The 24,540-nt window shown below is 30.2% G+C and carries 33 protein-coding genes; 5 read left to right on the forward strand and 28 right to left on the reverse strand.

Annotated features, from left to right (window positions below; genetic code table 11):
• Positions 1-11: 11 nt before the first annotated feature.
• From JK634_RS10680 to JK634_RS10800, 25 genes are all read right to left on the reverse strand, one after another.
• Positions 12-620: a prepilin peptidase gene (locus JK634_RS10680; RefSeq protein ID WP_202767633.1), complete on the reverse strand. Its 609-nt coding sequence runs from the start codon at positions 618-620 to the stop codon at positions 12-14.
• A gap of 1 nt (position 621) precedes the next feature.
• Positions 622-2,379, reverse strand: a complete 1,758-nt coding sequence (locus tag JK634_RS10685) for a hypothetical protein (RefSeq protein WP_202767634.1) — start codon at positions 2,377-2,379, stop codon at positions 622-624.
• A gap of 40 nt (positions 2,380-2,419) precedes the next feature.
• A complete protein-coding gene (locus JK634_RS10690) occupies positions 2,420-3,760 on the reverse strand; it encodes a cell wall-binding repeat-containing protein (RefSeq protein ID WP_202767635.1) in 1,341 nt (446 codons plus the stop codon).
• A 32-nt stretch (positions 3,761-3,792) separates the two neighbouring features.
• A complete protein-coding gene (locus tag JK634_RS10695) occupies positions 3,793-3,957 on the reverse strand; it encodes a ribbon-helix-helix domain-containing protein (RefSeq protein ID WP_202767636.1) in 165 nt (54 codons plus the stop codon).
• Between the two features lie 160 nt (positions 3,958-4,117).
• Positions 4,118-4,759 carry an SAF domain-containing protein gene (locus JK634_RS10700; protein WP_202767637.1) on the reverse strand — a complete coding sequence of 214 codons (642 nt, stop codon included), beginning with the start codon at positions 4,757-4,759 and terminating at the stop codon, positions 4,118-4,120.
• Between the two features lie 4 nt (positions 4,760-4,763).
• On the reverse strand, positions 4,764-4,958 hold the full coding sequence (locus JK634_RS10705; protein ID WP_202767638.1) for a hypothetical protein: 195 nt from the start codon (positions 4,956-4,958) through the stop codon (positions 4,764-4,766).
• Between the two features lie 23 nt (positions 4,959-4,981).
• Positions 4,982-5,536, reverse strand: a complete 555-nt coding sequence (locus tag JK634_RS10710) for a hypothetical protein (RefSeq protein WP_202767639.1) — start codon at positions 5,534-5,536, stop codon at positions 4,982-4,984.
• 11 nt (positions 5,537-5,547) lie between these two features.
• Complete coding sequence (locus JK634_RS10715) at positions 5,548-5,970, reverse strand: hypothetical protein (RefSeq protein WP_202767640.1); 423 nt, start codon at positions 5,968-5,970, stop codon at positions 5,548-5,550.
• Positions 5,971-6,098: 128 nt separating this feature from the next.
• The gene (locus tag JK634_RS10720) at positions 6,099-6,311 is read right to left on the reverse strand and encodes a hypothetical protein (RefSeq protein ID WP_202767641.1); all 213 of its coding nucleotides are present in this window, start codon (positions 6,309-6,311) and stop codon (positions 6,099-6,101) included.
• 44 nt (positions 6,312-6,355) lie between these two features.
• Complete coding sequence (locus JK634_RS10725; protein ID WP_202767642.1) at positions 6,356-7,180, reverse strand: type II secretion system F family protein; 825 nt, start codon at positions 7,178-7,180, stop codon at positions 6,356-6,358.
• Positions 7,181-7,185: 5 nt separating this feature from the next.
• Entirely contained in the window at positions 7,186-8,079 is an 894-nt protein-coding gene (locus tag JK634_RS10730; protein WP_202767643.1) for a hypothetical protein, read from the reverse strand.
• Between the two features lie 116 nt (positions 8,080-8,195).
• Positions 8,196-9,440, reverse strand: a complete 1,245-nt coding sequence (locus tag JK634_RS10735) for an ATPase, T2SS/T4P/T4SS family (protein WP_202767644.1) — start codon at positions 9,438-9,440, stop codon at positions 8,196-8,198.
• Positions 9,441-9,521: 81 nt separating this feature from the next.
• Positions 9,522-9,689, reverse strand: coding sequence for a hypothetical protein (locus tag JK634_RS10740; RefSeq protein ID WP_202767645.1), 168 nt, complete (start codon positions 9,687-9,689; stop codon positions 9,522-9,524).
• Positions 9,686-9,910: a hypothetical protein gene (locus JK634_RS10745; RefSeq protein ID WP_202767646.1), complete on the reverse strand. Its 225-nt coding sequence runs from the start codon at positions 9,908-9,910 to the stop codon at positions 9,686-9,688. Before JK634_RS10745 ends, JK634_RS10740 begins: the two co-directional genes overlap by 4 nt.
• A gap of 12 nt (positions 9,911-9,922) precedes the next feature.
• Positions 9,923-10,837, reverse strand: coding sequence for a conjugal transfer protein (locus JK634_RS10750; RefSeq protein ID WP_202767647.1), 915 nt, complete (start codon positions 10,835-10,837; stop codon positions 9,923-9,925).
• 213 nt (positions 10,838-11,050) lie between these two features.
• A complete protein-coding gene (locus tag JK634_RS10755) occupies positions 11,051-12,139 on the reverse strand; it encodes a replication initiation factor domain-containing protein (RefSeq protein ID WP_202767648.1) in 1,089 nt (362 codons plus the stop codon).
• A 13-nt stretch (positions 12,140-12,152) separates the two neighbouring features.
• The gene (locus JK634_RS10760) at positions 12,153-13,583 is read right to left on the reverse strand and encodes an FtsK/SpoIIIE domain-containing protein (protein WP_202767649.1); all 1,431 of its coding nucleotides are present in this window, start codon (positions 13,581-13,583) and stop codon (positions 12,153-12,155) included.
• On the reverse strand, positions 13,583-13,939 hold the full coding sequence (locus tag JK634_RS10765) for a DUF961 family protein (RefSeq protein ID WP_202767650.1): 357 nt from the start codon (positions 13,937-13,939) through the stop codon (positions 13,583-13,585). The genes JK634_RS10760 and JK634_RS10765 overlap by 1 nt, the downstream gene beginning before the upstream one ends.
• 26 nt (positions 13,940-13,965) lie before the next feature.
• A complete protein-coding gene (locus JK634_RS10770) occupies positions 13,966-14,184 on the reverse strand; it encodes a hypothetical protein (protein WP_202767651.1) in 219 nt (72 codons plus the stop codon).
• A gap of 335 nt (positions 14,185-14,519) precedes the next feature.
• Positions 14,520-14,657 (reverse strand): hypothetical protein, encoded by a 138-nt coding sequence (locus tag JK634_RS10775; RefSeq protein WP_202767652.1) that lies wholly within the window; start codon positions 14,655-14,657, stop codon positions 14,520-14,522.
• A gap of 12 nt (positions 14,658-14,669) precedes the next feature.
• Positions 14,670-14,900: a hypothetical protein gene (locus JK634_RS10780; RefSeq protein ID WP_202767653.1), complete on the reverse strand. Its 231-nt coding sequence runs from the start codon at positions 14,898-14,900 to the stop codon at positions 14,670-14,672.
• Positions 14,901-14,911: 11 nt separating this feature from the next.
• Positions 14,912-15,142, reverse strand: coding sequence for a hypothetical protein (locus JK634_RS10785; RefSeq protein WP_202767654.1), 231 nt, complete (start codon positions 15,140-15,142; stop codon positions 14,912-14,914).
• A 4-nt stretch (positions 15,143-15,146) separates the two neighbouring features.
• Complete coding sequence (locus JK634_RS10790) at positions 15,147-15,269, reverse strand: aspartyl-phosphate phosphatase Spo0E family protein (protein ID WP_202767655.1); 123 nt, start codon at positions 15,267-15,269, stop codon at positions 15,147-15,149.
• 117 nt (positions 15,270-15,386) lie between these two features.
• Positions 15,387-15,575, reverse strand: a complete 189-nt coding sequence (locus JK634_RS10795; protein WP_202768133.1) for a hypothetical protein — start codon at positions 15,573-15,575, stop codon at positions 15,387-15,389.
• A gap of 51 nt (positions 15,576-15,626) precedes the next feature.
• The gene (locus JK634_RS10800; protein WP_202767656.1) at positions 15,627-15,830 is read right to left on the reverse strand and encodes a helix-turn-helix domain-containing protein; all 204 of its coding nucleotides are present in this window, start codon (positions 15,828-15,830) and stop codon (positions 15,627-15,629) included.
• Positions 15,831-16,007: 177 nt separating this feature from the next.
• Here JK634_RS10800 and JK634_RS10805 point away from each other — a divergent pair, with 177 nt between their 5' ends.
• From JK634_RS10805 to JK634_RS10815, 3 genes are all read left to right on the forward strand, one after another.
• Complete coding sequence (locus tag JK634_RS10805; RefSeq protein ID WP_202767657.1) at positions 16,008-16,334, forward strand: helix-turn-helix domain-containing protein; 327 nt, start codon at positions 16,008-16,010, stop codon at positions 16,332-16,334.
• 29 nt (positions 16,335-16,363) lie between these two features.
• Positions 16,364-16,837, forward strand: a complete 474-nt coding sequence (locus JK634_RS10810) for an ImmA/IrrE family metallo-endopeptidase (RefSeq protein WP_202767658.1) — start codon at positions 16,364-16,366, stop codon at positions 16,835-16,837.
• A gap of 83 nt (positions 16,838-16,920) precedes the next feature.
• Positions 16,921-17,952, forward strand: coding sequence for a tyrosine-type recombinase/integrase (locus JK634_RS10815; protein WP_202767659.1), 1,032 nt, complete (start codon positions 16,921-16,923; stop codon positions 17,950-17,952).
• A gap of 172 nt (positions 17,953-18,124) precedes the next feature.
• Here the strand turns inward: JK634_RS10815 and JK634_RS10820 are convergent, their stop codons facing one another.
• The gene (locus JK634_RS10820) at positions 18,125-19,126 is read right to left on the reverse strand and encodes a GGGtGRT protein (RefSeq protein ID WP_202767660.1); all 1,002 of its coding nucleotides are present in this window, start codon (positions 19,124-19,126) and stop codon (positions 18,125-18,127) included.
• Positions 19,127-19,153: 27 nt separating this feature from the next.
• Entirely contained in the window at positions 19,154-19,846 is a 693-nt protein-coding gene (locus JK634_RS10825) for an iron-sulfur cluster assembly scaffold protein (protein ID WP_202767661.1), read from the reverse strand.
• Positions 19,847-20,166: 320 nt separating this feature from the next.
• Here JK634_RS10825 and JK634_RS10830 point away from each other — a divergent pair, with 320 nt between their 5' ends.
• Positions 20,167-20,655, forward strand: coding sequence for an HD domain-containing protein (locus tag JK634_RS10830; protein WP_202767662.1), 489 nt, complete (start codon positions 20,167-20,169; stop codon positions 20,653-20,655).
• Between the two features lie 16 nt (positions 20,656-20,671).
• Positions 20,672-21,055: a hypothetical protein gene (locus JK634_RS10835; RefSeq protein ID WP_202767663.1), complete on the forward strand. Its 384-nt coding sequence runs from the start codon at positions 20,672-20,674 to the stop codon at positions 21,053-21,055.
• 47 nt (positions 21,056-21,102) lie between these two features.
• On the opposite strand, the gene JK634_RS10840 is transcribed toward JK634_RS10835, so the two are convergent.
• Positions 21,103-24,501 carry a bifunctional metallophosphatase/5'-nucleotidase gene (locus tag JK634_RS10840; protein WP_420839046.1) on the reverse strand — a complete coding sequence of 1,133 codons (3,399 nt, stop codon included), beginning with the start codon at positions 24,499-24,501 and terminating at the stop codon, positions 21,103-21,105.
• Positions 24,502-24,540: the final 39 nt, after the last annotated feature.

The following is a 24,540-nucleotide window of genomic DNA, read 5'->3' on the forward strand; positions in this document are numbered from 1 at the left end:
ACCTTTATCTATTACATAAGAATTAATAATATTGTCGATAATGCTATACTTGGAGCATACGCAACATTTTTATTAAATCTCATTTCCTTAATATTGAATTTATCTAAATTAGTAAAGAACAAAATCAAATTGCAAATTGCCATATTTAAAAACAACATTTCTAAAGTTGAATAATTGTATTTTACAGCTATAAATAAAGATATTGACATCAATATCTCATTATCCCCTCCTCCAAAAATTTTAAATTTAGAGCATAATGTAGTAAAACAACACCAAATCACTACACTAATAGCCACATAACCAACACTTACATTTTTTATATTTATTATTAGATAGATTACTGATACTCCCATAGTAATATAGTTAAAAATTGAATACACGTACATAGTTTTATAGTCTATATATGCACTGATGATTAAATATATAAAGAGATAAAAAAGAAATACAAAACTCATACTTAATTTATATTTGTAATACAACACAGCTACAGACACTAGAATTGATATACTTACTATAATTTCTCTTTTTATCTCTAAATCACTATTATCATTACACTTGACTATTAATAAAGCCCCATAAAAAATAAAAACGCCTATTATAGAGAACACTACAATAGCCATCTTACCTATTCATTAACCTTATCCTAGTTTTTAATTCATCAAGAATGTTTCCAGTCACCGAAAATGGTGGATATACAACTTTCTCTTTATCTTTCTTATAAGCCTTTACTTGTACGTTATAACTATTCATTTCCGTTTCTAATGGTATAAAAAACTCATAATCTATACTATCTGCCTTTTGAGGAGTAAGTGTAATTTCTTTATTAAGTGTATCATCTAAAGAACTTAATTCCGTAGGGAATGTTATATTAATTCTATCAACTCCTCCTGTTACATTTATCTTAAGTATTCCTTTTTCTCCACTTTTAAATATTGGGTCATGTGGGTCAAGAACTCTTACTATATTTGCATTCAATGTAAAAACATCAGTATCTTTACTTAATAGAGTTCTTTCATTACCTACATTATCAATCGCCTTTACCTTTACATTTACCGTATCAGCATTTCCATTAAATAAATCTTGTAGATTTTTTCCTCCTTTATATATTCCATTATTATTTTTTAAATCTTCTTCTACAACATTTAATTGACTATCATTAAGTGAATATTCTGCCCATATTCTTTTTACACCTGAACCAATCTCAACTACATTGGATACATTTATGCTCATATCAGATGTAACATTGTCATAATAGCAGTCAACTATACCATTAGGAGCTACCCCATCACTTTTTACAACTGCCTTTTTAATATCTTCCCATAGCGTTGTTTCCCTTAATAACTTCGTAGGGTCTGTATAATCTCCATCTTGGTATAATCTTAATAAAGGATAAATATAATAGGTTTTATTATCTTGTGTAATCTTAGCTGAAAAATTAGCTTCAGTATTAGTAGAACTAGTTCTATTAACACTTGTAGAAATAAGCTGCATTAAAACTGAACTGTTTGTAGTTGTCCCATTAGAAGAAGTATTTTGACTATTATTTACATATCCATTGAAATTAATTTGTGAATTTGTTTCATCTTTCATTATTGCATGAAGTGAATTAATTTTATAATCTGAATTAGCAGTCGCAGTACTTCCACTTATCTTAATTGAAAATTGATTATTAGGTTGTACCCAATATATATTATTATTCGTGTATTCATTACCTGATATTGAAACAGGATTAGACTTAATATCAGATGCTTTTAGCGTTACAGTCCCAGAATAATTTTGACTATATTTATAAACCCTTGTATCTGGTTTAGATACTGTACCAGTGTAATACCATGTACTCCAATAAGATTCCATTATTTGAAATCCTCCATCACGAGGTGGTTCTGGATTTGCTGGCTGAATATCAAATGCGGGGTCTGATTGTCTATATACTATTCCGCTATACTCTCCAACTCTATAATTTTGAGACAACGGATATAACCAAAGATAGTCAGTATCCAATTGTACATAAGTCCAACCATGAACCATATATTCATCATGCTGTGGTTGGTCAAGAGTTCCCCTTGGAATCCAACTACCATTTGCCCAACTCCATACTCCCCATTTCTTTTTCTTCTGAGTTCTTCCATCATCAATCCAATTCCCATATGCATCATTTACCCCAGTAACTATCTTACTATCAGCTGGAGAACCGCTTATGAGAGTTTTAGTCACTCCTTGTCCTGTTAGTACCCCAACATACGTGCCATCATCATAATATATAGAATTGGGCAAGTCATTACTTGAACTTGTTTTTGTTTGTGTCACTGTTTTACTTTCTACTGGTAAAGAAAAAGCAGGAATACTAGTGGAAAGTATCACTCCTATTCCCACTAACATTCCTGTTACTATTAATCTTATTTTAATAAAATCACCTTCTTTAATTCATCATTAAATAATACCCTTCCCCAAAACAAGCTGCTCCATTTGTGGATATTAACATATAAACATATCTACGAACTTTTCCATCTACTTGAGTTTCTTCTTTTAAAACTTTAAAATAGTAGTCTTGTATATAAAGTGAACCATTAGGTAATCTATCTGTTGTTTGAATATGATAATAATTTCCGTCATATGGTAACTTTCTTTCATTTATCATTCCTCCATCAATTATTGAGGCATCAGCTGTTTTTGATATTGAATTCATATATGAAACTGATGGTCTTTCTGGAACATCTGGTTGATAAACTTTTGGTGGTATTGTTATATTGGTCAAATTTCTTTCAGCATCTTGACCTATTGCACCATAAGAACCAAGGAAAGTTAAGTTAATTATCTTGGTATTTGAAGCTAAATATTGTTTTGTAGCTGTAATATCCTTGTCATTTACTAAAAGTATAGGAGCATTTAATTTTGATGCTAGTACACTTCCACTTAATGCATCTGGAAAATCAAAGCCAGTTGCTATAACTGCATTCGTTGTATTTAGATTAAAAGCCTTTGCTATACCTACAGATGTTTCAAATCTATCTTTTCCACCGATTCTTACAATGTTGCTAGAACTAATAGAAGGTAATGTCGCCTTTATTTGATTAACAACCTTATCTGAAACAACTCCAGCACTTCCAACTATATAAATCTTACTAGGTTGTATATCTTTTAGCGTACTTATACTAGGAGCTGGTAAACTATCTTTATAACTAAGTGCTATAGGATATTGTTTAATTCCCGCTACACTAGAAATTGATAACGCATCTGGAAAATCAAGTCCAGTTGCTATTACCACTGGCGTTCCCTTTGGTACACTTAGTTTTTGATTTATGATTCTAGCAGTTTCTTCTCTATTCTTTCCGCCTAGTCTTATCACATTGTTATACCCATTTGCCTTTATTTGACTTATAAGCTTATCAGGAATTACACCTGAACTACCTAAGATATATATAGTTCCAGTTTTAGATAAATTCTTTCTTATAAAATCTAAATCCATAGCATTATAACTATCATTTCCAGTTAAAAGTATTGGAGCATTTAATTTTGCCGCTAATACACTTCCAGTTAAAGCATCAGGAAAGTCACTTCCAGTTGCTAAAACTACATTATTTACAGTAGAATTTTTAATAACTTCATAGCTTATAGCCGTTGCAGTCTCATATCTATCTTTTCCTTGCAGTCTCTTACTATTTAAAGTCTGTGCCTGAACTTTTATTTGACTAGAAGAAATAATAATACTTGAAATTATCATACTTCCTAAAAATATTTTTGCTATCTTCCCTTTACCCATTTTGAACTCCCCCTTGAAAATGAATTAACATTCTATTTGTTTTCTTTATTTATTCTTTCAACTATACTTGTCATTATATCCATCTTTATCAAAAGCCTTATATAATCAGACCTACTTTTAACACCATATTTTTTACACTGTTCATCTAATTTTCTTAATGTTTCTTCATCAATATCCTTAATATCTATTCTTGGCATAAACATTCTCCACTTCATTTAAAATTAATATACTTATTTTAACATTCACTTTACATAATTTCCACAATATATAACTAGCTGTAATTTATGATGTTATTTACCATATATCTTAATTATATTATACGCTTATTTGCCGTATAAATCAAGGGTTCATTTTCACTTATTTGTCAATCTTAGAAACTCTTACCTGACCAGTACCTAATGCTTTATTTAATTTAGCTTCATCATCTTTTGAAATTAATATATTTATTGCAACAACTGGCGTTGTATCTCCTCTATTAACTTCCTTCCCTTCATTAGAAAATGTTCTATTTACATAAACATTATTTAATACATTTTCATTCTCTTTTGTTACTTGATTTATTGTTGAAATATTAATCATATCCCCTGTTCTTATAGTTCCACCAACAACTTGCGAAATATCTGTTGCCTTAAAAGATGCCTCAACAGGATTTTCAATCTTAGCTAAAACACTTTCTTTGTCAATAAATTCATTAGCGGATACTACTTGTCCTTTATTCACTTGAACATTAACTATTTTATTTAATAAATCTCTCTTACTTTTTATTGCATTATCAACCTCCAACTCACCATCTACTTTTTTAGTTTTAAACAGCTTACCTATATTATCATTAGTTATTAAAGTACCTTTTCCTATATTACTCGTTGCTATATATGCTATAGTAGTTCCATTAGGATTTAATATTGATTGCTGTCCTATTAAAAGCCCTATAAAAACTATTACTGAAACTATTAAGCTTAAAAATATTCCTTTAAAATTCTCTTTATTTATTAACTTCACTTTTTCACCTTCTTATCATTCTCTTTATAATTTCTTTTTGCAAGTCTATCACATAAAAATCTACCATTGGACTATCAACACTTAATTCTTTTTGTTTAGATTGCAATCTAAGCTTATAATAATACTCAATCAATTGCTCATTTGTAAATTCATTAAGTGGTTTATTTGTCCATTGTTCCACATCAAATCCAATTTTCATTAAAAGACCTCCTTTAACAACGTTTAATTAGAAATATCAACGCTCTTTTGTTTAAATACATCATATTCAGCACCTAAAAGTCCTTTAACCTTAAACGATATTCTACTATATATTGTAGTTGTTTTTATCAATACTCCATCAGGTGTCTTATAGCTCCCAAATCCATTATTAATCATTGTAGTTTCAAAACTCCCATCTGTATTTCTACTCACTACTTGAATATTATTACCTACAACATTATATATAGTGAATTTTTCAATATTAACTCTACTACTAATAAGTCTTTTATTTTTAGGTTCGAAATTATCATCTAGTTTTAAATTTACTTTTAAAGCATCTTCGAAATCATTAAATGACTTGGTATGATCCGTATTTATTATATTTTTTGTAGTTCCATATTCTTTTAAATCTATTGTTGCAGCCGCTAAATTTGAAGCTACCAAACCGTCTTCAACTAAATTACTCGTAACCTTTATTTCTCTTAACTTTAAACTTGTAACTATCATAAGTGGTACAAGTGTTAAAATAACACTTGCTATAAAAATCTCTAAACTACCTTTTCTTTTTTTCATCTTCATAACTTCACCTATTAATGTTTAGCTATTGAGCTTTTTAATATATTAATAGATAAAGTTGAGACTCTCTTATTTACTGAAAATAAGTTATTTAAACTATACTCTTTTACTTCTAAATCTCCACTTACAGATAAGGTTATCTTATTCCCATATCCTACATTACTTAAAGTAGTTCCAGTTAAATTTATATTTTTAACACCTAAATCCTTTAATTCATTCACAAGCTGTTCTTCATCAGTAGGTATTAAATATCCTTCAGTTTCCATACTAAGCAAATAATCCCTAACTATAATATCTACCTTATCTTTCTTTTCAAGGCTAGCATTTGTAACAATAAACACCATTATTACAATAAAAATAGCCACAAGAGATATTAAAGGTATACCAAACTTTTGTATTGAACCATCTTTTTTCTTAAGCTTCACTGAATTATTCACCTACCTTCCTTCAAAATCTATTCATTCTACTTATTAATTTTTCTATTTTACAGTTAACCTTTTTAAAGGGGGGAATTAACCCCTTTAAATCTCACTTTCCAATGAATTTTACTCCTTAATACCCTCTCTTAAAACGAATCAGATATGCCTTGTGCTCCTGCCTGAACCTTATTAAGAAATAAAACTAAAATACTCTTAAGTTGATCTCTATATAAGTAACACAATACTAGCCCAATAAGAATCAATATTATATCAGTTATTATCTCTTTTCCTCCACCATTCTTTTTCTTAGTTAATACCTTATTCTTAAAATTAATTAATAAATTTTTGTATTTGAACATGCTTAATGTTCCTCCTTATTTATATTTTTATATTTTGCATATTCTTACAAAGCAGACAAACTGCTTAATATCTCTATAAACATTGAATATACAACTATAGCAATTACTCCAATGTATATAAGCAATTGCTGAAATTGCAATTTTGCCTTAACTCTCTCAGCTAATTTTAAATTAATAGCATCTTGAATATCACTAATCTGTTCTGACAAATCTTCCAATATTTCTACCGTTTTACCACTACTCACACTTTGCTTTATAACAATACAAAAAGTGTCAATATAAGGACTTTTAAACTTAGAGTTAAAATCTTCAACAGCTTCATCAATATCACTCTTTGTTAAGATATAACTATTAAGTTCAAGTAAAGCTTTTTTAAGTCTCGGCGTTTTAACTGATAAATAACACTCTGTTAAAGACATAGTTAAAAAAACACCAGCCTTTGTTTGTATTCTAAGGGTGTCATATACTCTTTTTAAATCTGGAAGAATCTCTTCATTATCAACACTATTTCCTATCCTAATTAAAACATCAGGCAAGAAATATGCTATTATCCCTAAAGCAATACTCCAAAGAATACCTTGATTTAAAACACCTACTGAAAAAACTAGTGCTAAAACTATCTTTACTAGCATAAATTCAGTAGGCGTTACATCTTTTCCAAATATTTCTTTAAAGCCCATTTGCTTTAAGTGTTTTTCTATATTTTTATAAAAGGCAATATATTTTTCTGACTCTTTAAATTTGCCATCAGCTTTCTTTAAATCTATTTTACTTAACCATTTATGAGTAAATATCCCCTTAACTAGAATAAAGCATATTACACTTATGATTATCATAAAAACAAATGTAGCTATCTTTATTAACTGCAATTCTGTCACCCCTCCTTATCAAAGGAAATCATACCCTTTGCAATTATTCCAATAACAATCACATTATATAAAAGTATTAAAGTCCCTACAAAATTTCCTTGAAGTATATGTGCTAAATCAGGCACAAAGGACTTAATTACAAGTAGCACTATAAAACACATAGCAATACACATTAAATTTTCAAGTCTGCCATTATTAATTATGGCTTTTCTGTTTTGTTTTGACTTTAAGTAGTCCTTTAATGTATCTCTTGAATCTTCTATTATCTCTTTGTAATTTGCCTCATGCCGACTACAAATTTCTATATTTCTTATAATATCCCTGATGCGTTCATTCTCTATTTTCATTTCTAAATTACTAAATGCCGTTGTAAGGTCACCAGTTGAATTACATTCATTATAAAACTCCTCAACATACTTCTTTAATGGATTTTTCAAATAAGGATATGTCCTTCCCATAATCGTTACAATATCATCATTAGTTCCTGAATAATTCTCCATTATATTTAAAAACGTTAATGCATCTTTATCTATCCTCTCATAGTTTATTCCTGAAATAATATAAAGTATTGCATACAAGGCAATTATAGAAAACATTGCAAATACAATACCTATCAGCCAATAGTGCACTATAAGTATTCCAGCCAAAAATGCTATCATTGAAATCATAATACTTAGAGATATATAAACTTCTGTATTTAAAAATGGTAGTTTTTCTTTTATGTGACTTCTTTCTATGAGTAAATCAATTGAATTAATGAAAGACTTGCTTTGTATATTTCCTTCTTCAATTCTTTGAGCTTCTTTTTTGTGCTTTCTTTTACTGTAGCTTGTCTCTGCTGCATCAAAGATTTTATTTGTTGTTTTATTGACTAGCTTATTTTCACTTATATACTTCATCAGGAAATATATAAACGACATTATGCTTACAAATAAAATTATCTTACCTACCAAAAGCTCATACACCAATATATAACACCTCCTTAAACCTTCTCTTTACTTTAAGTTTTTCTAAATTAGATTATCTTTTTACTTTCATTAAGCTTAGTAGTATTTTCATACACAGGATTATATACAAGCTCTTTTTTTTCATAATCAAAACCAGTTATTTCTGATACCTCCGCTATTTTAAAATTCTTCATAAACACAACTATATCCATACTTGATAGCATCTTTAATAAATCTTCTCTTGTATAATCACTATCATATTTCATATAGTCTACAAGCTTATTCATACCTTCTCTTGAATTACTACCATGAACGCTACCCATACAACTATGACCTGTATAGCAAGCATTTAGAAAATACTTAGCTTCACTTCCTTTTATCTCACCTATTACAAAGTAATCCAAGTCAATAAGAAGTCCATTGACAGACAAATCTTTTAATGTATATTCAATCTTTCCCTCTCCTTTTGCTATTTTGACTTTTTGAAACATTAGATCAGGATGAGTATTACTAAATAGCTCTTCATTTTCTTGAATTACCAAACCACATGAGGAATGTGGAATCTCATCTAATAGCGTATTTAATATTGTTGTTTTTCCACTAGCTCCTTTTCCAGTGAACATAATTCCTTTTCCTTGTTTTACACATTCAATTAAATATTTCATCTGCTCTTTTGTTGCTAATCCTAATCTTATTAAATCTTCAGATGTATATTTAGTTTTAGAAATCTTTCTAATGTGTAAATACGCATGGTCAACAGAATTAACATATTCAGTTGAAATATTTAGTCTAAGAATAAAATCTTTATTCGTATCTTTATCAGTAAATGTTTGTATTGCATTTATATAAGATAAATTTACTTTATTTTTAATAGCAACAATTCTTATAAATCTGTCTAATTCTTCAGTAGATGAAAACTTAACATTAGAAGTATACCTTTTACCAAACTTCTTCACTCTTACAATATCTTTACTTAGAACCTTAATATCTGTTATGTCCTTATCATTAATTAATTCATCTAGGATATGATAACCCCAAATATAATTAATAAACATTTCCTTGACTTCATTAACTTGATCTACTTCGATTTTCTTCGTTTTTAAATAAGCTCTAGCCTCATTTAAAAGTTCATCTTTACTTTTAAGCCCTCTTTGAACTAAAGCTAAATCTTTAGGTTTAGAAGTTATAAAATAATCAAGCAAATCATTAAGTAATTGCTGATTAGTAAACCGTTGTTCTTTTAAACTTTCCGATTCACTTAATAAATCTTCCCCACTCTTAATAGATACAACTTTATCTTTCCAAAGTTTCAAAGTACCCCTCCTTTCCTATCAAATCATTTTAATTAATTCTATAAAAAAAGCTTATAGAATTTATTTCATTCCATAAGCTTATTACACCTTAAATTCAACTTTCACACCCATTTCTTTTCCTAGCCTTACAGCCTCCTCTAATGCAACATTATAACTTACATATCTTTCTCTAAAAACTATAATATCATCTAATAAAGCAGTTACTTTGTACTCTTTTAGATGTTTAAATAGACATACTCTTTTCTTCACGATACTCTAAATATCTTTTTAAATAAATTAACAAGTATATCTTTAACAACATCTGGAACAAAGATAAAGCCAGATGCTAATAACGACGCCACTATAAACCCAACAAACTTAGATATTTCCTTCTTAACAAGAAAATACAAAGCTAAACCAACTAATACAGCTAAAAATAAATACCCAACATTATCTTGTACTATGGAAAAAATGTTTTGTCCAAAATTCATTTGTTCTACCTCCTAAAATTTATTAATTACTAACTCTCCATTTTGAGTTATTAATCCAATATCAAAATGGTTCAAACTTTGAAATTTAGTTTGATTATTTTTATAAACTACATCAAGCGATACAGAATAACCATTCTCGACTTTTGTAATTACTATATTGTTTAAACTAACCAAGTCTAAATTTTTATTTAATGGTTCTATATTATCCTTAACATAATAAACAAGCTCTTTTGAACTCGCCTTAGGATAAATCTTAAAAAATGTATTTAAAAAATCATTTATCTTATTCCTTTCTTCATTAGTTAAGTTAATATCAGCTTGAAGTTCATTTTTAACCTTATAACTACTCTTACTAGGCTTAGTTGTAACCGTAGGACTTTGAATAACTATATAATTACCCTTATCATCTTTATGAACTGAAATAAAATAAGTATCATCAACATTACTCTTACTACCTTCAGAAGTAGTTAACTCTTGATAAACTGTAAAATTTACCTTAAAATTATTATCTTCAGATGATTTTATTTGCTCAACATTCCAAATATCAATATTATTAACTACAGAACTAACACCTTTCATTTCAGCTATATTAGAAGAACTAGAATTGACCAGCTCGTCAGTCATATAATTCTTTAGTTGAACAATTCTTTCTTGCCTACTTGCATCATCTGATGAAAAAGTAAAATAAGTCTTTACAAACTTAGTTGAAAAAGTAGTAATTCCAACATCAAAACTATTAGTCGCTTGATTCTCTGGTTTTGAAGTCCCTGAATTAGATTCATTTTTCTTGTTATAACTTATATTTATAAACCCAAGCAGTATCATTGAAACAAGAATGATCCAAAAGAAAGCTACAAGTACTTTCCTTATTTTTAACGGAGACATTTTCTTAGTCCCTTTAATTACTTTAATTTTATTTAACTTCATATACTCCTCCTTTTCACTTATATAAAATTAAGCGTAATTATAATTACGCTCTAAAAATTTAGCTCAAAGCGTATTGCTACGTACCTTTCCAAGTATTCCTTTACCTCATAGTCTTGTTTGTGATATCCTCGCCGGATGGGCAGAATGTCGACTCATAGATTTCAAAATCTCAAACTTAACGTTATCCACTAAGGTCTATCCAATATTTAAATACTAGCTTCGCCCTTCTATGTCTCTAGGGAGAGAATCTTCCATGTCCTCAAACTGACTTTTTTGTTTTAAGTAATTTACAATCTTCTCATAATGCTGTGGTTTTAAATTAGCAGAGTTCATAATTCTTTCTATCAGCTCCCCATTAATCCCTAATGAATTTTCTATTATTTCAACTGTCTTTAAAGAATTACTAGTCTGCTTTATCAACCATCTATAAGTATCTTCAAATGTCTTAGGTTCTGGTCTTATATACAAACTAAGATTTCCAGCATCTTCTATAAACCTTTCCCAATTTCTCCATGTCTTCCACCTGTATTTATACTTATCAGTGTCGCTCTTATTAGTAAACCTCACATAGTTATTCAAAATAGATTTAACTACATACAATATATTGCTATCTCTTGATAATACTTTCGCACACTCGGTAGCATTCTCATTTCTCATTTGTATTTCATATCTATTCCAGTCTCCTATTTCCTCAACTTCAACACCTTGTTTAAACGCTTGTTCATAGTTTTTTTCATAAAATCTAAATCTAACATTGGAAGTGGGTGACCCCATATACAATGTTGTTCCAGCATTAGAACCATCTGAATTCTTTAATTTCTCAAAGTTATAAGAGTACTTAAATTTTGAGACTATCTCACCAGCTTTTATCTTCTTAACTAATTGTGGAATTTTGAAATAGGTTTTAACATCATCAATAGACACATCTAATCTACTAAAGTTACACTTTGTTTCTAAATTAAAGCAATCCATAAAGAAATCCTTCCAAGTTCTTTGTTGAGCTTTTAAATAGAAATCTAATTGTCTACACCCTTTTCCTGACATTTGAAGATGAACTCCCATACCACTTACATCACTGTCTCCATTATAAAGAACCAAAATATCATTAAATTGATATGAATATTTATATCCATAAAACCCAAAGTCATTTTTAGTAAAAAATCCAGCTTCAAGCTTTAAAACATCTTTTATTATCTTTTCAATTTTGAATTTTTTGAAAGTCACTTGAACCCAGTCTACAACGGGATTTAAATAACTTTCAAATGATGATAGTACCCCCGTGTTACTTGCCGGGGGCTTCAATTTTTTTCAGCCATTACACTTCCTCCTTTATGTCACTCTCCTCTAAGGCTAACGCCAAGGAATCATTATCTCTACGTTCCACTGAAAAACTCCGTTTTCTACGAGATAACAATTCCTTTATATCTTCGATGAAGTCATAATCCTCTGGTATTAATGGAGAATAGAATTCAACTGGAACTTTCGACTCTCCCATTAAGTAAACATACCCTTGTCCTTTTTCAGTTCTTGGTAAAAATTCTTTTTCAACATCACCAAAAGTCATTTTATATCCTTCACTTGATAAATTACCAAGCGACACCCTTAGTCCTAAATTGTCTCTTACTGCTCCTGATAAAAACTCGGCATCTGCTCTTTGAGATGTTGGAATCAAAAATATTCCAGCTTGTCTACCTTTTAATATAATTTGAAACAATCTATCCCTTAATTCTTCTTTTTTCTTCTTTTCTAGTGCACTAGCAAATGCAATAAATTCATCAAAAACTATAAAATAAGGATTTAAATTATGCTCTAAAAAATTTGATCCAATCTTTTGATTTTCTTTAATCCTCATTAGAGAATATCTTCTATCCATTTCTTCAACTGCAAGTCTTAAAGCTTTAAGAATTTTGTCCTCCTCAAAGAATACATCTCCAGGTAATACCGAATCTAAAAAAGACAAATCGCTCATTTTAGGGTCAATTATTTTAACAATGCACTCCAAGGGGTCACCCACTTCATTCTCTAAATTAAACAGAGACCTAACTAGGTAAAATAAAAAATAAGTTTTTCCACCTCCTGTCCCCCCTGTAACAATAGCATGAGGGACATTAATAATATCCCAATTTAATCCCTCCATAAGTGGTATTACAGCCTTAAATTTCCTCTCGTCCTTAATATCTAAGGATAATCTTCTACTCTTTGAAATTAACTGTAATATATATATAACCTCTGAATTTTTAACAACTTTATCTATCAATTCAGCATTATACATTTGTTCTAATACTGAACCTAAATCTAAATACTTTGAATGAAATTTACTACCATCTAATTCAATGGTTATTGTGATTTTTTCATCTTTAAATGAATAATAGAATCTTGGAAAATAAATATATCTTTTTTTACTCTTACCACTTCCGCTCTTAATATTTTCTAATAAGAAAAAGTTATTATTTAAAATCACCTTACATAACTTTCTTTTATTATTTAAATTAAAAAAGAACTTCTTAAATACAAATTTAAAAAGTCCCATTATTACAATTGTTATTATTAGTACAACTAAAAAAGAAAGGCCTGTGCCCATTAAATCAGTTTCAATGCCTTTCTGAAGGTTGTTAAGATTTTTAAATCTAAGCATTAGGAATAAAGAAAGAAAGGCGGTATATAGAGCCATACCACCAAATAAGAATGTCTTTAATACTACACTCTTATGATATTGCCTTATTCTAACGCCTTTACTTTTTTTCATTACTTAGCCCCTGGAGCTTGATTACCTTGATTAGAAGAATTCTTATCAACAGAAACAATGTCAACCGCATTTATTGCTGTTATCACATTTGCAAAATTCCCACTGACTTGTGCTCTATGGGTAATTTCTACATCTTTTACTGAAACTTTTGACATAAAGCCAAATTCTTTTGGTGTCCCCTCAATATAAACAGAAACTTCACCACCTTGTATACTTGATGCAAGCTTGTAAATTGCTCCTGTAGGAGTTTCTCCCTTTTTTCCATCTACATAAAGGAATCTGTCTTCCTTTCCTAAATACATTAAATCTCCGAATGTTTTGTTGATGTCTGGAATAATTTTCATAACCTTTGCCATAATAAATACCTCCGTAATTTCATTTTTTAATTAATTATTATTTTTTCTTTTTTTATAAACTTGTGTATACAAGTGAATAAATCATTAAACATACCTGATGTTCTCTTATTATTTTCAATTAAATAATACTTACCATTTGTATTCCTTACTTTACCTTCTTTGTCTTTAACCTTAAAAACATACTCATTTACATTAATCTCTTTAATCTTTACATCGATTATTTTCATTCTTTTTTCCTTTAACATGATTAAAACATCTATATACTTATGATTTATTGGCTAAACGCCATAACATATATACTGCCGATACAACCCCCGCAACATATGCCTAAAATAATCAAATATCAATACTGCTCTGAATAACAGAAATCGAACCCACTATTCAAATTACAGAAATCATCAGATAATTCCTAGTTCAAGCTATAGTTTTAATTTTCTTAAAACTATACTTTATTGTATCCACTGCGTGATGATAACGGATATACACGCTTCCCAAGTATTCAAATTTATCAAAAGTATTTGTTATTAAATACTTTATTGAGTTTACAACGTTAAATATGTAAACTCTAAAAATATTTAATTCATATTCTTAAAACGCCTTTATGCCCTTTTTTAAAAAATGCAAATTCATTGTAATTTAATTTGTGCATCTTCATTATTTGCCTATCAGACCACCCTAAAGCCTTTAATCCGATATATCTTCTATATGTTAATTTCATAGACTCCCCTCCTCATACATATTCATTAAGCCCCGAAAGCCTTAGAACCTCCTCTAGTTTCTCCTTTGCCCTCTCATTACCTGAAGCTATTTCCATTTCAAATAATGTTGTAACTTTCTTAAATTCGTCATATCCTCCATTTATCAAAAGTTTTACTAAATATTGTTGCTTATACATATCCCCATAGCTGACATCATTAACTATTGTCTCTAAGGATTGAAACCTCAAATTTAACCCATTCATTCCATCACCTTCTATTCCATAGCTTCTGAAAGATAATTAATAACTTCTCCTAAATCTTCAAAAGCCCCATCTAGATTATCGCAAGCAGTATCTGCTTTCTCATATTTTTCAGAACACATTAAGTTTTCTGGCATGTTGTCCCTGTATTCAGCTTCTTCAGTTCCGATTTCTTCGATTTCTGATTTTAATTCCTCCAACTTGATCATAACTTCTTCAATTCTTTTTCTTCTTGCATTATTCATATCCTTACTTCCCTTCACTATTTAATAGCTTGTCTAGTTTTTGACTAATTTTAATTGTTCGCTTATCATTTACTCCATACTTATCTATATATTCATATAATTTTGCTCTTGAAATTTCTATTTTCATAAAACTATCTCCTAATAATAAAACCATTTAAAATTAAGTAATCCTCGGAATGTCGGAATAATATTTCTATTTTTACAAAGTGTTATAAATTGAAACATTATTTTGATATTCATTTAATCACCCCACTACTTCTGATATACCTACATAATCATAAAATAGCTTAGGTGAAATATAATATGTCCACATTGAGCTTAATTTAACAGCAGTTCCAAAAGGTAATAATCCTTTTTGAAGCCCTACTCTTATAAACTGTTGCGATTTACCCATAACTTCAGATGCCTTTTTTATTGATATATTTTTTTCCACCCTCTCACTCCTTTTAATACTTCAATTTTCATATTGTAACGCTTCTGTATCTTATAAAGATACTTCCTCATTAAAAAAAATTTCTGTTTTTATACCTAAATATTTAGCTATTATTTCAGCTTCACTTATTGTCATAGGAGTAATTCCCTTTTCCTTTTTATAATATGCTGATGGACTTTTAAAGCCTAATATTTTAGACAATGTATGTCCACTAACTCTCTTCTCTATTCTAATCTCTTTCAACTTTTCTAACATTAATATCCTCCTAAGCAACCCAAGTATCTTGTTGGGATACTTTAATTATATCACCCCCTTGTATCTTGTCAAGATATTTTTTTAACTTTTTTTCAAATTTGTTTCCAATTAAGATATTTGCTTTATTTCCTATTACGATACTTTTATAATATTAATATAAATATAGGAGTTGTTGATATGAATAGATTGAAAGAATTGAGATTAAGAAACAATTTAACCCAAGAAGAATTAGGGAAACTATTAAATGTTCAAAAAGCCGCAATATCAAAATATGAAAATGGTGTAGTAGATTTAACTGAAGAAACAATAAAAAAGCTTACTGAAATATTTAATGTAACTAGTGATTATATTATTGGCATATCTAACGATGAAGAAAAGCCTAGAAAATATAATAATGAAATAGATACCCTAGCTGCTCATTTTGAAGGTAAAAATTTAACACCTAAAAAAAGAAAGTTAATAGAAAAATATATAGATGCACTTTTTGAAGATGATGAAGAGTAACACACGTATAAAGGGGATGAGATATTAGTTTGACTTATGAAGAACTACTTGTAAATTATGAAGGAATAGTTAAAGTTAAAGAAGATAATTTTTCTAAAGTTCATTATTTAAATGGATTAAGTGGACTTTATAAAAATGGGAAAATAGCCATTAATTCAAATCTTAAATCAGATATTCATAAAAAATGTGTCCTAGCTGAAGAACTTGGACATCATTTCACAACATCTGGAAATATATTAAATCAAGACAATGTTACAAATATTAAAAAAGAAAAAATTGCACGTAATTGGGGTTATGAAAAGTTAGTAAGCATTAAAAATATTCTAGATGCATTTAATAATGGAGCTAGAAATAAATTTGAAATGGCTGAATACTTAGAAGTGACCGAAGCTTTTCTCGAAGATGCTCTTAGCCATTATAAAGAGAAATATGGTATCATGCTTAAGCTTGATAACTACACAGTTTATTTTGAACCCCATTTTGGAGTTTTAAAAATGTTTTAAATTATGTTAAGGAGGTGGTGCATAAAAGCACTATATATTTTTACTTTTTAATAGAACATATATTCGCACAAGGAGGATATTATATGAAAAATCCAAACGGATTTGGTTCAGTTCATAAATTGAATGGAACTAGAAGAAACCCTTGGAGAGCTAGAAGAACTGCTGGCTGGGATGAAACAGGAAAACAATTATATCAAACTGTAGGCTATTATAAAAGCAGACAACTTGCTCTACAAGCACTAGCAGAATATAACGCTAATCCATATGACCTACAAACTGATTCCATAACCTTTTCCGAAGTTTATGAAAGATGGAGCAACGAACATTTTGAAAATATTGTACCTTCCGCAGTAAGGACATGGAAATCTGCCTATAACTATTGTAAGCCTTTATATAATATGAGATTTAAGGACATAAGAGTCATACATCTTGAGGAAACAATTAAAAATGCTAATGTTGGAGAAAGTACAAAAGCAAGAATAAAATCAATGTTTAACTTAATGTATAAATACGCTCTTAAGCATGAAATATGCGATAAAGATTACGCCGCTCTTTGTAATTCCGTTAAAAAAACTAAAACTAAAATCAAAAGAACCCCATTTACCCATGATGAAATGCAAATTTTATGGGACAATATTGATATTCCTTTTGTCAATATGATTTTAATAGGAATTTATTCAGGATGGAGACCTCAAGAGCTTTCAATTCTCAAAAACATTGATATAAATCTAATAAACGAAACAATGTTCGGTGGATTAAAAACAGATGCTGGTAAAAATAGAATTGTACCTATTCATTCTAAAATATTTCCACTAGTCAAAGGTTGTTATGATGAAACTAATGAATATTTATTTAATGACTTAAATGGACAGCAAGGAACGCACATGACTTATGATAAATATAGATCACGTTTCAATAATGTTATGGATAACTTAGGAATGAATCATATGCCACATGATACTCGCCACACCTTTATTACTCTTGCAAAAGAATATGATATTAATGAGTATATTATAAAGTTGATAGTCGGTCATGCAATTAAGGATGTTACAGAAAAAGTTTATACTCATAGAACAATTGAGCAATTAAAGAAAGAAATTAATAAAATACCTTAATTCTTTCGATTAGCTTTGTGTATTACCTCTGTGTATTACCTGTGTACTACTTGTGTATTACCGAGAAAAATTCATACGATTCTATAAGACTTTATACAAATTATAAAATAGAAAAAAAGCCTTGTAAAAAGCTTTATTATAGCTAAATACAAGACTTAATTCAATTCTATAATTATTTTGTTAAAGCTTCTTCAATAGCAACTGCAACTGCAACTGTAGCTCCAACCATTGGGTTGTTACCCATTCCGATAAGACCCATCATTTCAACGTGAGCTGGAACTGATGAAGATCCTGCGAATTGAGCATCAGAGTGCATTCTTCCCATAGTATCAGTCATACCATAAGAAGCTGGACCTGCTGCCATGTTATCTGGGTGAAGAGTTCTTCCAGTACCACCACCTGATGCAACTGAGAAGTATTTCTTTCCTAGATCAACCATTTCTTTTTTGTATGTTCCAGCAACTGGATGTTGGAATCTTGTTGGGTTAGTTGAGTTACCAGTTATAGAAACGTCAACTCCCTCATGATGCATTATAGCAACACCTTCTCTAACGTCGTCAGCACCAAAGCATCTAACCTTAGCTCTTGGACCGTTTGAGTAAGCTATTTCTTTAACTATAGCTAATTCTCCAGTGTAGTAATCAAACTTAGTTTGAACATATGTGAATCCATTAATTCTAGAGATTATTTGAGCAGCATCTTTTCCAAGACCGTTTAATATAACTCTTAATGGTTCTTTTCTTACTTTGTTAGCTTTTTCAGCTATTTTGATAGCACCTTCAGCTGCTGCGAATGATTCGTGTCCAGCTAAGAATGCGAAACATTTAGTTTCTTCACTTAAAAGCATAGCTCCTAAGTTTCCGTGTCCTAAACCAACTTTTCTATCATCTGCAACTGATCCTGGGATACAGAATGCTTGTAATCCTTCTCCTATAGCAGTAGAAGCATCAGCAGCTTTTTTAGCTCCCTTTTTAACAGCAATAGCAGCTCCTAAAACATAAGCCCATCCAGCATTTTCAAATGCGATTGGTTGAGTTTCTTTTGCTATTGTATATGGATCAAATCCAAGATCTTGACAAATCTTTCTTGCTTCTTCCATAGATGCAATTCCGTACTTTTCTAGTACTGGAGTTATCTGTCCTATTCTTCTTTCATAACTTTCAAATAATGCCATGTTAATTATCCTCCTTCAACCACTTAATTATGCATGTCTTGGGTCTATTACTTTAGCAGCATCATCAAATCTACCATATTGACCTGTTGCTTGTTCTAAAGCTGTTTGAGCATCTACTCCCTTAGCTACAGATTCCATCATTTTTCCTAAGTTAACGAACTTATATCCAATGATTTGATTATCAGTATCTAAAGCAACGTTAGTTACGTATCCTTCAGCCATTTCTAGGTATCTTGGTCCTTTAGCTAAAGTACCATACATAGTACCAACTTGGCTTCTTAATCCTTTTCCTAAGTCTTCAAGACCTGCTCCTATAGGAAGTCCACCTTCTGAGAAAGCACTTTGAGATCTTCCGTATACGATTTGAAGGAATAATTCTCTCATAGCTGTATTGATAGCATCACAAACTAGGTCTGTGTTTAATGCTTCTAATATAGTTTTTCCTGGTAATATTTCAGATGCCATAGCAGCTGAGTGAGTCATTCCAGAACAACCAATAGTTTCAACTAAAGCTTCTTGAATAATTCCATCTTTAACGTTTAAAGTTAATTTACAAGCTCCTTGTTGTGGTGCACACCAGCCTACTCCGTGAGTTAATGCTGATATGTCTGTAACTTCTTTAGCTTGTACCCATTTTCCTTCTACAGGAATTGGTGCTGGTCCATGATTTGGGCCTTTAGCAACTACACACATTTCTTCAACTTCTTTTGAATACATCATATTTGTTACTCCTCCCTAACAATTAGAATTTATAGCCTAAAATTAAAGGTTATTCGAAAGGGCTATTTTTTCAAACGGGCACTTTATTGTCCCGCTGGGTTATTTATTACCTATGTATATTCTAACAAATGAACATGTCTCAAACAATATAAATTTTTCAAAATTTAAAAATTCCTCCTCCAATGCTACAATTATTGATAATTTTTCATTAATATCCTCAATTATCTTACATATATTAATAACAGTTTTTTCTAGAAGTTGAACAAGTTATAAAATAAGTGATAAAATACATTTATATAAATTAACTAAGAGGTGTTTTTATGGAGCATATTCCAAGTTTAGTATTACAAAAAATGATTTTCTATTTTGAAAAAGATGCTAGAAGAATAAATCACGCCCTTAAGGTTTATAGTTTTAGCAAAAACATTGGGGAATTAGAAGGACTTAAAGATAATGAACTTTTGATACTTGAAATATCATCTATTCTCCATGATATAGGCATTAAGGAAAGCGAAAGAAAATATAATAGTTCTGCTGGCAATTATCAGGAAATAGAGGGTCCTCCAGTAGCTAGAGAGTTACTTAAAGATTTAAATCTAGATGGAGATATAGTAGATAGAGTTTGTTATTTAATCGGAAACCATCATAGTTATAGTAAAATTAATGGCTTAGATCTACAAATTTTAATTGAAGCTGATTTTTTAGTAAATGCTTATGAAGATAACATGAATAGACGCGCTATCGAAACTTTTAAGGATAAATATTTAAAAACAACCACAGGAAGAAAATATTTAGATTCAATATATTAGTTTGGAGATGTTAATAATGAATAAATGTATTTGGTGTGGTAAAAATGGTGATGGCTATAAAGAACTTACTTTAAAGAGTGAAAATTTAGGGGAAAATAAAATGCTCATATGCAGTGATGAATGTGAGAAAAAAACCACTTCTTATTACCAAAAAGTATCAAGGAAATTAAAGTTTTTTGTCACTGGCATATTGCTATCAGTATTTATAGGTATTCCGCTTACTTTCATGCCTCAAATAGGCTTATCAATAATGTGTGGAGGCATTGCAATTACAATTATTTTATTTCCTTTTACTACTCCTCAAACAAATGCATTTATGGGAATAAAAAAATCTACAATATTAACTAGAATCATAGGTCTTATTATGCTTGCTTTAGTTTTATTTTTTAATATTAGATAAGTATGGGGACGGTTCTTCATCTTTAAAGTGAAGAACCGTCCCTTTAATTAACTTATTTTCTTCTTTTTACGTTGTACTCCGTACCCAATTGCAGCTAATAATAATCCAAAAGCTAAAAGCCTTTCTGCACTAACTACACTTCCTGTCTTAGGAAGATCTGAGTTTTCATTTGGTGTAGTCGGATTAACTATATCTCCAATTATGCTAACAGGCTTTGTACTTGCCTTCCAATTGTTTGAACAGTCTGGAGATATGGTCTTATGCTTTTGAATATAGCTCATCATCAAGCTTCTTACTTGTCCATCGTCACCTAATGCTTTTGAGGAATCATAGGTTACTATACTTGGATCAGTACTGCTTAATCCAACGGCTTTCATAAAGCCTCCACCGCCATTGTATCTATAATTATTTATGGCAACTGTATATACAGTATCTTCTTTAACTGACACTCCATTAATCTTTAAGTTCTTAATTCTATTTCCTGAAACTACTCTACCTGTAACAGGGTCAATTGTACAAGCTGGTTCAGTTAAATCTATATCATAAGTTGCACCATATAATTGGTCTAAATTATAGTCTGCAATGTTTAAAATTGTATCTTTTGTAATAGGATCATTTTCATTTGATACTTGTTTGTAGTATCTTACTGAATATTCCATCCAATCCTTAAGCTGCTTTCCATTCATCTTTACTCCATATAGGAAATTCTCAAATACATACACTGACATTACATCTTTTATAGTAACATTTCCTTTTGGTATATATGCTGATGCACTTAATGGTGCTGCTATTGATAATTGAGTTCCAGCTGCTTCTTTTTGTACTTTATTTATTAATTCCATTATTGCAGTTGGCTTTTCCAATTGTCCTTCCCCTTTAAATTCCCCTGTTGATGTTCCAAGAACAGTTTGAATATACTTTAAAGTTGTATCTTGGTATGGCTTTGCTAAATCCTTAATGGTTTGATCTTCTTCTATAGAGTTATCCATTATCACATTTTTAGTATTTATTCCATTAATACTCCCGTTACTTGCCACATTTATATCTATTTGTGAAACATTATTTGCCCATTTACCAGGTTCAACTACTGGTACAACTTTACCTTCTGGATTCTTTAAACTAATATCATTTAATGTTGAATGTGCATGTCCTGCTACTATTGCATCTATTCCAGTAACTTCTGTAGCTAAAGCTTTTATTTCATTTTCTGGAATAACATCTGATGCACTTTCTTCTCCACTATGAGCAGCAACTATAACAATATCTGCTCCTTTTGCTCTTACCTCTGGTACCCATTTTTTTGCTTCATCTACTAAGTCGTTAAATTTTAGTCCTTTATAATGTGCTGCATCTTCCCAGTTTGGTATGCACTTAGTAGTTAAACCTAGTATACCTACCTTAATTTCCTTGCCATTTACATTAAAACTCTTTATATAATATGGATCTACAAAGTTACTTCCATCATCTTTATAGGTATTAGCTGATAAAACGTGAATGTTTTGGTTTCTTGCATCTCCAATTATTCTATTTAATGTATCTAATCCATAATTAAACTCATGATTTCCAAGTGTCCACGTATCATATCCCATAGCCCCCATAACTTTTGTCATAGGATACTCTGTTTTAGTATCAAGCATATCATAATAATATGATAGTGGAGTTCCTTGTATTGTATCTCCATTATCTATAAGCATAACATTTGAATTTGAACCTCTAAGTCCTTTTACATAGGTAGATACCTTTGCTAACCCTTGTGACTTTGAAGGAGCACTACCTGTTGCATAATCATAATTGTAGATATTACCGTGTACATCTGATGTTGCAACAACTGAAATTGTTTTTTGACCAAAAACATTTATTATTCTATTTTCAGTAGAAGTAGTTATACTTGGGTCATTAGCCTTATGCTGTTTTAACCAATTTATTAATGCCTCTCTAACAAGAATGTGTGAATCATTTGCAGGATTTGTTCCTCCTAAGTTTTTAAAGTTTGTAAATCCATCTCCGCCAGTAGCTAAGAAATCTGGAACTGCAACTGTAAGCGCTTCGCTATCTGATATAGGTGTACCATCTTCTCTTGTTATATTAACTACTCTTTCTCCGCTTGCACTAGATGAATTATAAGAGAACTTTATTCCAGATACTTGTATTCCTTTTCCTCCATCTTGTACAGCCTGTTCTAAGACTGATTTAAGTCCAGCTTTATTCATAGTTAATTTATATATTGTGTTATCAAAAGGCATAAACTGCCACATAGTGCCCACTGTTATATTACCAGTAGGAATATCTATTCTTAAGCCTCCATTATTTTGAAATCCTACATCCGCTGATACAGCACTTCTGGTTACATCAGATGCCCACTTTCCTAATAATGATGAACCAAATGGCTCGTTGCTCTGAGTTCTTGTTAATGTACTTCCGCTATTTTTACCTATAACCTCTGATGATATTGGTGCTACTTTTGAATTTGCATCGTCTACAATTGCCTTAATACTTTGATCTATTATTGGATTACTTGTTTTATAACCACTATCGTTATCTAAAGCTGTATAGTCTGAGGAACTTGGTGTATTAAACACAACTTTTCCTTCTGATGTTACTTTGAATTTTGCATCAATAAATCCTTTACCACTTGAGTTTGCAATATATATTGGAATCTTTGTAACAGAAGCAGTCGCATATACTTTTGAATGAGAGTGTCCTCCAAAAACTGCATCTACATTTGATAAGCTATTTGCTATATCAAATATTGGACCAGTAGCATTATCTAGATTATCTCCTTCGTGTATTAAAGCTACTGTTACATCTGCTAACTTATTGTCTTTTATTTCTTTTGCTATTGTATTTATTTCATTTGAAACATCTGTAAACTTGTAATTATCTGCATATGCAGGAAGCACAATAGTTGGTGTTGTATCAGTTATTGCTCCAATAACTGCAATCTTTACACCATCTTTTTCTATAATTTTGTATGGCTCAAAAGCTCTCTTTCCTGTTGTCTTATCATAAACATTTGAGCAAACTATTGAGTAACCTGCCCCTTTCATGGTTACATTCTTAAGTGTATCTATTCCCCAATCAAACTCGTGATTACCTAAAGCAGTTACTTCCATTCCCAATTTAGTGAATACCTGCTCTACTGGTACTCCTTTAAGCATATTTGATATTGCAGATCCTTGATATAAATCTCCTCCCCCTAGTAGAAGGGTTCTTCCCGGATTTGAATTTTGAACTTTCTCTATTCTATCCCCCAGTACTGCTGCAACTTGATTGTTGCTTGAATCTAAAAGTGTACCATGAAAGTCTGTAACTTCAATTATGTCAAAATTTTTCTCAGCTGTAGCTGCTTTAGCTATGCTTACGAAACCATTTGAGAATAATGAAAATGCTACAAACATTGCTACAAATAAAGCTGTTAACTTCTTTTTTCTTAGAATACCTTTCAACATTACCCATCCCCTTACATAAATTAATAAGAAAACTTT

Origin of the sequence: Clostridium paridis (assembly GCF_016765615.1) — a bacterium.
GTDB lineage: Bacteria > Bacillota > Clostridia > Clostridiales > Clostridiaceae > Clostridium_T > Clostridium_T paridis.